Source organism: Mangrovibrevibacter kandeliae, assembly GCF_024519155.1.
Classification (GTDB): domain Bacteria; phylum Pseudomonadota; class Alphaproteobacteria; order Rhizobiales; family Rhizobiaceae; genus Mangrovibrevibacter; species Mangrovibrevibacter kandeliae.
On sequence record NZ_JANIFJ010000002.1, the window covers coordinates 418,056 to 430,542 of the forward strand.

Below are 12,487 nucleotides of genomic sequence, written 5' to 3' on the forward strand. Positions count from 1 at the left end.
CACATGATCAGAAGCTGCCTATGCGTTGCCTGATGGACGAGTCAATCAATCAGGGCGCGCATCGAAAATCTCCGTACACACGCGAGCATCCATGTTATTGCCAAGAAACACAAAAATGGCAGGTTACGGCATTTCGAAAATATTGTGGCGGCAGAAAGATCCGTAAGTTCCGTATCGATCACTCCGGCCGAACCTAGCGATAGACCCTGAAGTGGGCGCCCGTACGCATCCTCCACTAACGAGATGCCGGTGTTGGCGCTGCGGATCAGCGGAAGCCCGTACGCAATCGAAGTAAGTTGGGCCTGCCGCACATGTTGATAGGGGCCTGGAGTATGTCCGAACCAGGCGTCGTTTGTCACGTTGACGATGACATCCGCCGCGGACCGGTCGAGGTGGTCGGCGACCTCGTCCTGAAAGATGATCTCGTAGCAGATCAGCGGCAGAAACTTCACGACGTCAAGCGCGATGGTGCCCTGCGACGCGCCGGCGGAGAACCCGCCAGGCAGTTCGCCGAGATCCCCGAAGCCCCACCGACGCAGCAGACCCTCGAACGGGATGTATTCTCCGAACGGAACCAGATGAACCTTGTCGCGCGCGTCGAGGATCTCGCCGGTGTCGCTGATCACGTCGATCGAATTGTATATGCGCGGGTCGGCCGGATCGGTGCCCTCCTCCAGCCGGGTCAGCCCGGCGATCAGGGTGTCGCCCGGGGACAGCGCCTCGGCGATGCGGGCAAGGGCGTCCGGCCGTTCGGTCAGGATGAAGGGGACCGAGGATTCCGGCCAGATCACCAGCCGGCGCGCTCCCTCGGGCCGCGGTGTCGCGGCGGGCACCTTGGTCAGTGCCAGCAGCTTGGTGAAGATGCTCTCCGCTTCGGCCGCATCCCATTTGCGCGACTGCGCGATGTCCGGCTGGACGACGCGCACGGCCACCGTGGCAGCGGAGCCCTGCGGGGCACTCCACAGGCGGTAGGCCCCGTACCCCACATGCAGAAACACCAGCAAGACCGCGAGTCCGATGGCTGCGGTGCGGCTGCGGTCCGGCCGGTCCACCACGAGCGCGGGCGCGGCGAAGACCAGGACGGCGGCAAGGGTCAGGCCGTGCAGGCCGACGACGGCCACCGACTGCATCAGCAGCGGCACCGGCGCGACCATGATGCCGATCTCGTTCCAGGGAAAGCCGGTGAACAGGATGCCGCGCAGATACTCCACCAGCGCAAAGGCGCCCGCGAGCGCGAAGATCCGCCCCGGACCGTCGCTCCAGACGAGGCGGGCGAGCGTTGCGGCAAGCGCCCAGTAGATCGCCAGGATCGCCGGCAGCACGAGCACGGCGATCGGGATCGCCCAGACGAACAGGCCGGCGTCGACGAGCATCGCCGCGCCCAGCCACCAAAGTCCGGCCACGAAATAGCCGAAGCCGAACAGCCAGCCGATGCGGAAGGCCGGCATCGCGCGCGCCACCAGGTTCCGGCCCGGGTCGCCAGCGGCCCCGTCGAGCATCCAGACGAGCAGCGTGAAGCTGACGAAGCCGGCGGCGGGAACGTTGTAGGGCGGCAGGGCGAGGGTCGCGAAGGCGCCGGCGCCGACGGCCAGTAACGCACGCCGCCATCCGTCCGACAGCATCACCCAGGCGGCGAGTCTCTTCATCGACGTCCTTCGTTCGAGGGCTGGCTCACACGCAGCCGGCGTCGCGCCCGGGGCGGCCTATAATGCGCACGAAGCTTTCGCAAGCCTCGCTCCCCGTCAGGGGTGGTGGGAGCGGCCTCGTGCCCGGCCCAAACGGCGGACGACTGAACGCTCCGACCCGCCGCGTCCCAGCTCCATGATTTTCTCTGAACTCGCCTCGATCAGGCGCCGATCAAGGCAAGGTGGTGGCGCTCGCTCGCCTCGTCCGCCGGAAACATGAACTCCAGCCGAACCTCCTCGGTCAGGATCGTCTGCGGCGTGCCGATCGTGCAGACAACCGAGAAGCAGCGGATCACGGTGCCCTCGTGAACCAGCCCCAGGGGCACCAGCGGCGCGCTGCTCGCAAGGTCCGCGCTACGCCAGGCGGGCCGACGTCCCGATAGGCGAGGAGCTCGCGCAACAGCGCCTGCGCCCGCTCGTCGAGAAGGCGGCCGAAGGCTTTGCGGTGCACCCGCCCCATCATCGCGGCCCCGAACGCTTCCCAGTCCGCCAGATGTGGCCGCAGCCCGGCGTGATCGAACAGCAGTCGGAGCAGGTTTCGCGGCGGCGCGATCGCCTCCTTCCCGCGTGCCGGCTTCGAGCTCGAGCACCTGCTCGAGGTCGTCGCGGTCGTCGCCGCCTCGACCATGACCAACTACGCCGCAAGCATCGCCCGGCCGCCGCTGGAGGACCCCTCCACCGCCCTGACCTGGCAGCACCGCTGACCCTTCGAGCGCCCGGGCCGGGCGCAGTTCAGGGCGCCTCGGCCAGTCCCTGAACGATGCGCCGCCGCTTGTCGCCCTGCTGAAAGCGCACGATCCGCACCCGCCGCACCCGGCGCGGGTCGGCGTCGAGCACGTGGAACTCGAAGCCGGGTACGGCCTGGATCACCTCGCCGCGCGCCGGCACGCGACCGAGTTCGGAAAACAGGAGGCCGCCGATCGTGTCGGCCTCCTCGCGATATTCCGAGACGTCGAAATCGCTGCCGATCACCTTCTGCACGTCCTCGAGGTCGGCGCGGGCGTCGGCATAGAAGATGCCGTCGCCGCTCTCCACGATCATCGCCTCTTCGGTGTCGTGCTCGTCCTCGATGTCGCCGACCACCATCTCGATGATGTCCTCGAGCGACACCAGGCCGTCGGTGCCGCCATACTCGTCGATCACGAGTGCCATCTGGGTGCGCGTCGCCTGCATGCGCGCCATCAGGTCGGAGGCGAGCATCGAGGGCGGCACGAACAGCACCTTGCGGATCAGCCCGAGCTCGGCGACCTTGGCCGAGAGGTTGATCTGGCCGAGCTGCAGGCCGGTCGAGACGCCGGTCGGAGTGCCGTTGGCGCGGGCCCGGGCGGCCGAACTGGCGCGGGCGGCCCGCGTGATATGTCCGACGACGTCGCGGATGTGGATCATCCCGCGCGGATCGTCGAGGCTCTCGCCATACACCGGCATGCGGGAATGGCCGCTCGCCTCGAACTGGGTCAGGAGGTCACCGAGCGTCGTGGTGATCTCGATGGCCTCGATGTCGGCGCGCGGCACCATCACGTCCTCGACCCGGAGCTCGCGCAGCCCGAGGATGTTGTTCAGCATCGCCCGCTCAGCCGGGGAAAAAGCATCCGGATGGGCGCCCTGCAGGAGCAGCGCGTCCTCCAGGTGCTGGCGCTGCAGGCCTGGCATGCGCGGCTTCAGGCGGTCGAACAGGCGGCCGAAGAAGCCGCGCTCGCCCTCCTCGCTCGGACGGTGCGGACTTCGGTCCCCGTCGGCTTCGCTCGCCGGCCGATCCTCGGACACGAGGTCCGTGGGGCGGGAGGTTTCGTCGCTTCGCATCATCATCGAAATTGGCTTCTCGTGCCTCAAGCCGCGGAGGAGGCGACGCCGCCGTCGAGCGCGCCGTCCGCATAGGGATCCGGTATGTCCAGCCGGTGCAGGATTGCGATCTCCAGCGCTTCCATCCGTTCCGCCTCGGCGTCGTCCTGATGGTCGAAGCCCGCAAGATGAAGGAAGCCGTGGACAAGAAGATGACAGATGTGGTGCTCGACCGCCTTCGCCTCGGAGCGTGCCTCGGCAAGCACCGTCTCGCGCGCGAGGATCAGGTCACCCATCATCGGCGCCGGGCGGTCGCCGGGCGCGAGTTCGACGAGCGGGAAGGAGAGGATGTTGGTCGGCTTATCTTTGCCGCGCCACTCGGCGTTCAACGCCTGCACGGCCGCGTCGTTCGAGAAGGTGATGCCGACCTCGGTGGCGAGATCGACTCCATAGGGCACGCCCGCGGCTGCCGCTTCCAGCGACCGGCGCACCAGCCGCTCGAGATCGAGCCCGAGCCGCTCCCACGCAGGATCCTCCACCGCGAGGCTGAGACCGAGGCCGGGATAGCGGCTCGTGCTCATGCCGGACCTCCCCGGGAGAACGGCGCGCGCTGATGCGTTGCGTCGCTCTCGTAGGCCTCCACGATCGCGGCCACCAGCGGATGACGCACCACGTCCTTCGCCTCGAAGCGCACCGTGACGATGCTCTTGACCCCGTCCAGCACCCGCAGGGCCTCCACCAGACCCGAGGTCTGGCCGGGCGGCAGGTCGACCTGCGACGGATCGCCGGTCACCACCATGCGCGCGTTCTCGCCGAGGCGGGTGAGGAACATCTTCATCTGCATCGAGGTCGTGTTCTGCGCCTCGTCGAGGATCACCGCCGCATTGGCGAGCGTGCGGCCGCGCATGAAGGCGAGCGGCGCGATCTCGATCGCGCCGGCGGCGAGCGCCCGCTCGACCTTCTCCGCAGGGATCATGTCGTAGAGCGCGTCGTAGAGCGGCCGCAGATAGGGATCGACCTTCTCCTTCATGTCGCCCGGCAGGAAACCCAGCCGCTCGCCGGCCTCTACGGCAGGGCGCGAGAGGACGATCCGGTCGACCTGCCCGCGCTCGAGCAGCATCGCCGCATGGGCGACCGCCAGATAGGTCTTGCCCGTGCCGGCCGGCCCGACGCCGAAGACCAGCTCTGAGCGCTCCATCGCCCGCATGTACTGGTCCTGCGTCGGGGTGCGCGCGTGGATGGTCTTCTTGCGGGTGGAGATCTGGGCGAGCGACATGCGCCCCTTCTTTTCGAGCGTCGGCAGCACGAGCTGGTCGTCCTGGGCGATCGCCATGCGGATGGCACCCTCGACGTCCGAGGGCTGGACCTCGTGGCCACGCTGCAGTCTCTCGTACAGATAGTCCATCGAGCGGCGTGCCTGCTCGCAGGCCGACGCCTCGCCGCGCAGCTCGACCTTGTTGCCTCGCGCGCGGGCGTCGACGCCAAGCCGCTGCTCCAGCAAGGCCAGATGCTCGTCGAACTGGCCGAACAGCGCGCTCGCCAGGCGGTTGTCGTCGAAGCTGAGGACGACATGGGCCATGTCGGAGGCGCCCGCGACCGGGGCGGAGGTTCTCGAGGGGCTCACGCCCGCAGTCTCATGGCTTCGGGCATGGCCTCGGCACCTTCTGCCATCAGCGAGTTCGGCCGCACCGACTCGATGCGCACCTCGGCCACCGCCCCGATGGCCCCGGCCGAGGCCGGCAGAACCACCGGGATCAGGAAGGGCGAACGCCCGATCATCTGCCCGGGATGGCGCCCGTGCTTTTCGATCAGGACAGGCATGCGGCGCCCGACTTGTGCGCGCGCGAAGGCCGCCTGCTGATCGCGCAGGAGCGCCTGGAGATGCTGGAGACGCTCGTCCTTCACGCCTTCGTCCACGTGGCCCTCCATCGTCGCCCCGGGGGTGCCGGGGCGCGGCGAGTACTTGAAGGAGAAGGCCGACGCGTAGCCGACCTCACGGATCAGCGTCAGCGTATCCTCGAAGTCGGCGTCGGTCTCGCCCGGGAAACCGACGATGAAGTCTCCGGACAGTGCGATATCCGGCCTCGCCGCGCGGATGCGGTCGAGCAGACGCAGATAGTCCGCTGCGGTGTGCCGCCGGTTCATCGCCTTGAGAATGCGATCCGAGCCGGACTGCACCGGCAGATGCAGATAGGGCATCAGCGCCGGCAGGTCGCGGTGCGCCGCGATCAGCGCGTCGTCCATGTCGCGCGGATGCGAGGTCGTGTAGCGCAGCCGCAGGAGGTTCGGGATCTCGGCGAGCTGGCGCACGAGGCCGCCGAGCCCGATGGCACGGCCCTGCGCATCGCTGCTCTCCCACGCATTGACGTTCTGGCCGAGAAGCGTGATTTCGCGCACCCCCGCAGCGACGAGCCGCCGGGCCTCCTCGAGGATCTGCGCGAGCGGGCGCGAAACTTCGGCGCCGCGCGTGTAGGGCACCACGCAGAAGGTGCAGAACTTGTCGCAGCCCTCCTGAACGGTCAGGAACGCGGCGACGCCACGCCCGCGGATCTGCCCTGCCTGCGAGGCCGGCAGATGGTCGAACTTGTCCTCGACCGCATGATCGATGTCGACGACGCGCTCGCCCCGCGCGACCTTCGCAAGGGCCTGCGGCAGGCGGTGATAGGTCTGCGGTCCGATGACGAGATCGACGGCCGGCGCGCGGGCGATGATCTCGTGCCCTTCGGCCTGCGCCACGCAGCCCGCGACCCCGACGCGCAGTTCACGGCCCTCGTTGGCGCGCTCGGCCTTCAGGAGGCGGATGCGGCCGAGCTCGGAGTAGATCTTCTCCGCCGCCTTCTCGCGGATGTGGCAGGTGTTGAGCAGGATGAGGTCGGCGTCTTCCATCGTCTCGGTCGGCTGATAGCCATCCGAACCCAGCGCATCGCCCATGCGCTGCGAGTCATAGACGTTCATCTGGCAGCCATAGGTCTTGATGAAGACCTTCCGGGCGTTGCTTCCCGTCTGCGCCACGCCCCGATCGTCCCGTCCTTCGGTCATGCACCCTTCTGAAAAGACCGCTCCGTCTCACTCCCTATATCAGATTGCCCCGTAGCCCGCGCAAGCGCCGAATCGTCGGGGCTCGCGACGGACTGCAAGCGCCCGTGGCAGTTCGGGCCGCGCAGGCTCGCCGCGAGCATCCGGCGCACCTCCGATTCCACTTGCCGCGCCAGCCGCTTGCGGTCGCCGCCGGCGTCGAAGGGTATCGGCGTGCCGAACGACACCTCGACGTCGATCGCCCCCTCCCGCAGAAAAGCCAGGAGGTGTGGCAGCAGCGGCACGTCCCCCGGCCAGGCGGCGAGCGGCCGGCCGTAGCGCCCGAGCGGCAGCCCGTGTGCGCCGCGATAGGCGACGGCGACCGGCTGCACCAGCACGGCGCCGCCCGCCTGGCGCAACGCGGCCTGCGCCGCGCCGAACAGTGCGGTCTTGAAGGGCAGCACCTCGTTGCCGTCCGACGTCGTGCCTTCGGCGAAGAGCACCATCGCATCGCCCTCCACCAGCCGCTCCGCAATGGCGTCCGCCTGCTCGCCGGTGCGGTGCCGCTCCCCACGCTCGACGAAGACCGTGCGCTGCAGGCGCGCCAGCGTGCCGAAGGCGGGCCAGCTTCGCACCTCGGCCTTGGCGATGAAGGACAGCTCGGTGACCCGGCCGAGCACCGTGATGTCGGCCCAGGACTGGTGATTGGCGACGATCAGCAGCGGGCGCTCCGTGGCCGGCCGCCCGTTCAGCGTCACACGGATGCCGATCAGCCGGCAGGCGATGCGGTGCCAGAGAAAAGGCAGCCGGCGTGCCAGCCGCCACTTGCGGGCGATCGCAAGGTTCTGGAGCGGCATCTGCACGAGGGTCATCAGCGTCAGCGTTGAAGCAATCAGGCCGACGCGGAGCCAGGCGATCATGGCACCCGCTGCCGCAGTTCGCGCTTCAGGACGAGCGCCGCGGTCTTCCGCCCGTCGGGCGCGGTGTAATAGGCCGGACGCCGCCCGACCTCCTGGAAGCGCAGCCGGCGATACAGCGAAAGCGCGGCAGCGTTTTCCTCGTCCACCTCCAGGAACAGCTCCGGGCAGCGGATGGCATGGAGATGCTGCAGGACGTGGTCCATCAGCAGCCGGCCGATGCCCTGCCGGCGCGCCTTCCGGTCGACCGCAATGGTCAGGATCTCGGCTTCACCCGCGCTCGCGCGCGCCAGCACGACGCCGATCGCTTCCTCACGCGGCTGACCGATCCGCCGGACCAGAAAGCCGAACGCGCCGTCCTGGGCGAGCAGCGAGGCGAACTCGTCGGCGGACCAGGCGCGGGAAAAGGCCTCGCTGTGAAGCTCGGCCGCCCGCTCGAGGTCGTCCGGCTCGAGCGGTGTCGGCACGACGCCGGCCTCACCGAACATCCAGTCCCAATAGGACAGCGTCCACAGCCAGGGCAGATACCAGTACACGTCCGCCGCCACCTCGTTCGCGCGACTCGTTCCTCTCGGTGCCGTCTTAGCATTTCGCCCGGCTGGGCCAACCACGGCGTCACCGCAGGCTCGGTTCGCCGGGCTCAGCGTGCGAAGCGCTGCTCCAGCGTGACGACCGCCTCGACGAAGGCCGGGAAGGTGGATCGGACGCGCTGGACATTCTCGGCCACGCGGACCGGGTCGAGCTCCAGCCCATACCGATGGCGCAGCAGATGCCGGAACCCCTTGAGTTCCGTCAGGGAGCGATAGAGACCCGGATCGAGCACGGCCGGACGCTCGTTCGCAGCCCGATCGAGCTTCAGCGAAAGGCGAACGAAGATCGGATGGCTAAACGCGATCATCGAGGAACTCGCGCGCACGCTCGGGCAAAAGATCACCCTCGTAGACGATGTCGTAGGGCAGCATCGTGTCGCGCAACGCATCCGCGACCAGACGTTCGACGGCCATCCGCTTGTCGGTGTCGATCGGGCCGTGGACGAACAGGTCGACATCCGAATGCAGCCGGAACCGCGGAGTGCCCAGGGAGCCGATGATGCTGATCCTCAGCCCCTGGCGCTCGGCACGCTCGAGGATCTGCGCGGCGCGCGCTTCCGCAAGCCGCCGGCGCTCGGTCGTGCGCGTCTCGATCACCCGGTCCAACAGGCTCGTGGTCATGGTGCCACCCGCTCGTCGTTCATAGCTCTCATAGCGCATCCGCGAGCCGGACGACACGGCGCACCGACATGAGCGGGTGCCTCAGGCCCCGCCGACCGCCGCGCGCAGCCCGCTGGCCGCCTGCGGCTTGGCGTCGGCACCCCGCAGGTAGAGCGGGCGCGGCGGCGCCGATGCCTCCCGGACCGCTCCGATGCGGGCGACGTCGGCGATGGCGACGCGGGCCTGTGCATCGACGAACGCGACGCCCTCCGGTCCGAGCCTCTCGAACGCGATCGCCGCGCCACTGCCGACGATCCGAAGCCTTTCGCCGGCGGGATCCACGAAGGCCGCGAGGGCGTCCGGCGTCAGAGCGGCCGGCGCGCGGACCTCGGCGCCGTCTCGATCGTAGAGCGCGGCATAGATCTCGCCGCGCTTGGCATCCTGGACGGCGAGGACCGGCGCCGCACCGGCATGCGGCGCGGCGAGAGCCTCGAGCGTCGTCACCCCGACACTGGGGGCGCCGAGCGCCAGACCCAGCGCCCGCGCTGCGGCGACGCCGACGCGCAGGCCGGTGAAGGAGCCGGGGCCGACCGTCACCGCAATGCGGCCGATCGCACCGTAGGATGTGCCGGCCTCTGCGAGCACCTCGTCGATGAGCGGCATCAGCCGCTCGGCATGGCCGCGGCCGATCTCCGGCGCGCGTGCGGCGCGAACCACGTCGCGCGTCGCGTCGTAGAGGCAGACGGCGCAGGAGGCGCCGGACGTGTCGATGGCGAGAAGCAGCGGGATCATCCGGACGAGGGGCGCGCTCGGGCCGCCCCGCTAGAGCGGGGTCGCCGCGACTTCAGGTCAGACGGCCTCGACCGTCTCGACCTGCGGCACGAAGTGGCGCAACAGGTTCTGGATGCCGTGCTTCAGCGTGGCCGTCGACGACGGGCAGCCGGCGCAGGAGCCGCGCATGTTAAGGTAGACCGTGCCGCCCCTGTAGCCGCGGAAGGTGATGTCGCCACCGTCCTGGGCCACCGCCGGGCGCACCCGCGTCTCCAGCAGCTCCTTGATGGTCTCGACGACCTCCTCGTCGTCGGCGTCGAAGAACTCCTCGCCGTCCGCCGCCTCGGAAGCCGGCGCCGAAGCGGCCATCACGGGGGCGCCCGACATGAAGTGCTCCATGATGCCCGCGAGAACCGCCGGCTTCAGGTGCTGCCATTCGCTCGCCTCGTCCTTGGTGACGGTGACGAAGTCGAAGCCGAAGAAGACGCCGGTGACGCCGTCGACCGCCAGCAGCCGGCCCGCCAGCGGAGACGCGGCCTCCGCCTCGACGGGCGAGCGGAACTCGGCGGTTCCCTCCTCGAGCACGACGCGGCCCGGCAGGAACTTCAGCGTCGAGGGGTTCGGGGTCGTCTCGGTCTGGATGAACATGGCGTTCCCTTTCGGCGGCCGGTCGGCCGAGGCCGCCGCGAAAATGCGTTGCGCCCGCGACATATGCGTCCGGACGGTCGAGGGTGCAAGGCGCGAGGGCAGACAAGCGAGAGCTGGGCCTGGCTGCGCTGTTCCGCATGGACGGCGCCCGTGTTAGAAAGGAACATGTGGAGTTCGTTCATGGCCAAGCCGCTGCCGATGACCCTGACGCTGGAGCCGGACCTTGCGGAACGCGTCCGGGAGAAGCTGACGACCGGTGGTTACTCCTCCGAAGCGGACGTCATCCGTGAGGGTCTCGAGGCGCTCGAAGCCAACGACACGGAGATCGATGCCTGGCTTCGCACCGAAGTCGGGCCGACGGTCGACGCAGTCACGTTGGGCACGATGAAAACCATTTCGATCGACGACGTGCGCGACGCGCTGCATGCCCATATCGACGAACTGACGACGACACCCCGCCCGGCAACCAAGCGGTGAAACCGACGCACCGCGTCGTCTTCAGCCAGAGTTTGCTCGCGGACATACAGGATTTCCTCGTCGAGCTCGCACCGAAAGCCGGAGCAACCGCGGCACGGCGGTATGTGGATCGTCTCATCGACCACTGCCGAGGATTCGAGAGATTTCCCGAACGCGGCGCACGGCGGGACGAGATCCGTCCCGGATTGCGTGTCGTGGGCTGGCGGCGCGCCACAATCGCCTTTCGGATCGACCACGACGTCGTGATCATCGTGCGCATCCTGTTTCGCGGCCGAAACCTGAGAGACGCCGAAGACATCGAGCGATGACCGCAGGCCGGAGGCCTTGGCACCCGTCACACCAGCGTCTGGATGTCCTCTTCGGTCAGCGTCGCCGGTACGATCGTCACCGGGATGGGAAACGCCGAGCCACGCCCGGCGACCGACGACACCAGCGGTCCCGGCCCTTCCGACGATTCGCCGGCGGCCAGGACCAGGATCGCGATCTCGCGGTCCGCCTCGATCAGCGCCGCGATCTCACCCGGCGTCTCGCCTTCGCGTACGACCAGTTCCGGCTCGATGCCGATGGCGGTGCGCAGGTCCTCGGCGACCTTGCCAAGCTTGGACTGCGCTTCCTCCTCGGCCTCGGCGCGCATGATCTTCTCGACGCCCAGCCAGTGCTGGAAGTCGCCGGGCTGGATCACGTAGAGGAGCACCACCCCGCCGCTGCTCGCCTTGGCACGGCGCGCTGCGTAGGAGGCGGCGAGACGGCACTCGGGGGTGTCGTCGATGATCGCCAGAAACTTGCGTTTGCCGCCGGCGTCCCGGCCGATGCGCTGTGAAACCATGGCGGGAAAATGGCAGTTCGCCTGGAGCGCCGCAAGAGTGGGCAGAGGCTGCCCACATGTGGTGCAAGGCGATCAGAGCAGCCCGACGATCCGCTTGACGTCGGCGAGGATCGGCCGGGCGATGGCGTCCGCCCGCTCGGCGCCCTTGGCGAGCAGCCGGTCGACCTCGGCCGGATCGGCGAGCACCCGGCGCATCTCGCCGGCGATCGGGGACAGCTTCTCGACCGCCAGATCGGCAAGCGCCGGCTTGAAGGCGGAGAACTGCTGGCCGCCGAACTCCGACAGGATCTCGGCCTTCGAGCGGTCGGCGAGCGCGGCATAGATGCCGACGAGGTTGTCGGCCTCCGGGCGGCTCGCTAGACCCGCCGTCTCGCTCGGCAGCGCGTCCGGATCGGTCTTGGCCTTGCGGATCTTCCTGGAGATCGCGTCGGCATCGTCGGTCAGGTTGATGCGCGAGAGGTCCGACGGGTCGGACTTCGACATCTTCTTGGTGCCGTCGCGCAGGCTCATGACGCGGGTCGCCGGGCCCTCGATCATCGGCTCGGTCAGCGGGAAGTAGCCGTTGACGGTCTCCGCGCCGGCGTCCATCGGGACGCCGAGGCCGAGCGCGGCGATGCGCGCCGAGAAGTCGTTGTTGAACTTCTGGGCGATGTCGCGCGTCAGCTCCAGATGCTGCTTCTGGTCCTCCCCGACGGGCACGTGCGTGGCGCGGTAGAGCAGGATGTCCGCCGCCATCAGGTCGGGATAGGTGAAGAGGCCGACCGAGGCATTCTCGCGGTCCTTGCCGGCCTTCTCCTTGAACTGCGTCATGCGGTTCAGCCAGCCCATGCGGGCGACGCAGTTGAAGATCCAGGCGAGTTCGGCATGGCCGGAGACCCGGCTCTGGTTGAAGACGATGTGCTTGTCGGTGTCGATGCCCGCGGCGATGAAGGCCGCGGCGATCTCGCGGATCTGGCCCGGCAGGTCGTCATGCACCAGCTGCGCGGTGATCGCATGCAGGTCGACCACGCAGTAGATGCACTCGTGGCTCGCCTGCAGCGCCACCCAGCGCTTGATCGCACCGAGATAGTTGCCGAGGTGGAGGTTGCCCGTCGGCTGGACGCCGGAAAAGACTCGCGGCTTGATCTCGGTCATCGGTCGGAAGCGCTCCATCGGCCCGGTTACGGGCGGTGCCCGGTC

At 68.7% G+C, this 12,487-nt stretch carries 17 protein-coding genes; 2 read left to right on the top strand and 15 right to left on the bottom strand.

What is annotated here, in order from left to right; genetic code table 11:
* Positions 1-41: 41 nt before the first annotated feature.
* From lnt to NPA30_RS08295, 13 genes are all read right to left on the bottom strand, one after another.
* Positions 42-1,646, bottom strand: a complete 1,605-nt coding sequence (lnt, locus tag NPA30_RS08235; RefSeq protein ID WP_372338771.1) for an apolipoprotein N-acyltransferase — start codon at positions 1,644-1,646, stop codon at positions 42-44.
* A gap of 200 nt (positions 1,647-1,846) precedes the next feature.
* The gene (locus NPA30_RS08240) at positions 1,847-1,981 is read right to left on the bottom strand and encodes a hypothetical protein (protein ID WP_256802135.1); all 135 of its coding nucleotides are present in this window, start codon (positions 1,979-1,981) and stop codon (positions 1,847-1,849) included.
* On the bottom strand, positions 1,978-2,313 hold the full coding sequence (locus tag NPA30_RS08245) for an MmyB family transcriptional regulator (protein ID WP_256802136.1): 336 nt from the start codon (positions 2,311-2,313) through the stop codon (positions 1,978-1,980). The genes NPA30_RS08240 and NPA30_RS08245 overlap by 4 nt, the downstream gene beginning before the upstream one ends.
* A 104-nt stretch (positions 2,314-2,417) precedes the next feature.
* Complete coding sequence (locus NPA30_RS08250; protein ID WP_372338783.1) at positions 2,418-3,488, bottom strand: hemolysin family protein; 1,071 nt, start codon at positions 3,486-3,488, stop codon at positions 2,418-2,420.
* A 23-nt stretch (positions 3,489-3,511) separates the two neighbouring features.
* Positions 3,512-4,045, bottom strand: coding sequence for an rRNA maturation RNase YbeY (gene ybeY, locus NPA30_RS08255; RefSeq protein WP_256802142.1), 534 nt, complete (start codon positions 4,043-4,045; stop codon positions 3,512-3,514).
* Entirely contained in the window at positions 4,042-5,043 is a 1,002-nt protein-coding gene (locus tag NPA30_RS08260; protein ID WP_256802413.1) for a PhoH family protein, read from the bottom strand. The genes ybeY and NPA30_RS08260 overlap by 4 nt, the downstream gene beginning before the upstream one ends.
* 41 nt (positions 5,044-5,084) lie before the next feature.
* Positions 5,085-6,503 (bottom strand): tRNA (N6-isopentenyl adenosine(37)-C2)-methylthiotransferase MiaB, encoded by a 1,419-nt coding sequence (miaB, locus tag NPA30_RS08265; RefSeq protein WP_256802143.1) that lies wholly within the window; start codon positions 6,501-6,503, stop codon positions 5,085-5,087.
* Positions 6,500-7,399: a lysophospholipid acyltransferase family protein gene (locus NPA30_RS08270; RefSeq protein WP_256802146.1), complete on the bottom strand. Its 900-nt coding sequence runs from the start codon at positions 7,397-7,399 to the stop codon at positions 6,500-6,502. Before NPA30_RS08270 ends, miaB begins: the two co-directional genes overlap by 4 nt.
* Positions 7,396-7,884, bottom strand: a complete 489-nt coding sequence (rimI, locus tag NPA30_RS08275; RefSeq protein ID WP_306228831.1) for a ribosomal protein S18-alanine N-acetyltransferase — start codon at positions 7,882-7,884, stop codon at positions 7,396-7,398. Before rimI ends, NPA30_RS08270 begins: the two co-directional genes overlap by 4 nt.
* A 152-nt stretch (positions 7,885-8,036) precedes the next feature.
* The gene (locus NPA30_RS08280) at positions 8,037-8,294 is read right to left on the bottom strand and encodes a ribonuclease toxin HepT-like protein (RefSeq protein WP_256802149.1); all 258 of its coding nucleotides are present in this window, start codon (positions 8,292-8,294) and stop codon (positions 8,037-8,039) included.
* Complete coding sequence (locus tag NPA30_RS08285) at positions 8,281-8,646, bottom strand: nucleotidyltransferase domain-containing protein (RefSeq protein WP_256802150.1); 366 nt, start codon at positions 8,644-8,646, stop codon at positions 8,281-8,283. The genes NPA30_RS08280 and NPA30_RS08285 overlap by 14 nt, the downstream gene beginning before the upstream one ends.
* A gap of 42 nt (positions 8,647-8,688) precedes the next feature.
* The gene (tsaB, locus tag NPA30_RS08290; RefSeq protein ID WP_256802153.1) at positions 8,689-9,378 is read right to left on the bottom strand and encodes a tRNA (adenosine(37)-N6)-threonylcarbamoyltransferase complex dimerization subunit type 1 TsaB; all 690 of its coding nucleotides are present in this window, start codon (positions 9,376-9,378) and stop codon (positions 8,689-8,691) included.
* A 57-nt stretch (positions 9,379-9,435) separates the two neighbouring features.
* A complete protein-coding gene (locus NPA30_RS08295; protein WP_256802154.1) occupies positions 9,436-10,005 on the bottom strand; it encodes a NifU family protein in 570 nt (189 codons plus the stop codon).
* A gap of 180 nt (positions 10,006-10,185) precedes the next feature.
* Here NPA30_RS08295 and NPA30_RS08300 point away from each other — a divergent pair, with 180 nt between their 5' ends.
* Both NPA30_RS08300 and NPA30_RS08305 read left to right on the top strand, forming a co-directional pair.
* Positions 10,186-10,482 (top strand): ribbon-helix-helix domain-containing protein, encoded by a 297-nt coding sequence (locus NPA30_RS08300; RefSeq protein WP_256802155.1) that lies wholly within the window; start codon positions 10,186-10,188, stop codon positions 10,480-10,482.
* Complete coding sequence (locus NPA30_RS08305) at positions 10,479-10,790, top strand: type II toxin-antitoxin system RelE/ParE family toxin (protein WP_256802156.1); 312 nt, start codon at positions 10,479-10,481, stop codon at positions 10,788-10,790. The genes NPA30_RS08300 and NPA30_RS08305 overlap by 4 nt, the downstream gene beginning before the upstream one ends.
* Before the next feature lie 26 nt (positions 10,791-10,816).
* Here the strand turns inward: NPA30_RS08305 and NPA30_RS08310 are convergent, their stop codons facing one another.
* Together NPA30_RS08310 and trpS are read right to left on the bottom strand one after the other, a co-directional pair.
* A complete protein-coding gene (locus NPA30_RS08310) occupies positions 10,817-11,308 on the bottom strand; it encodes a universal stress protein (RefSeq protein WP_256802157.1) in 492 nt (163 codons plus the stop codon).
* Between the two features lie 72 nt (positions 11,309-11,380).
* Positions 11,381-12,442 carry a tryptophan--tRNA ligase gene (gene trpS / locus NPA30_RS08315; RefSeq protein ID WP_256802158.1) on the bottom strand — a complete coding sequence of 354 codons (1,062 nt, stop codon included), beginning with the start codon at positions 12,440-12,442 and terminating at the stop codon, positions 11,381-11,383.
* Between the last annotated feature and the right edge of the window lie 45 nt (positions 12,443-12,487).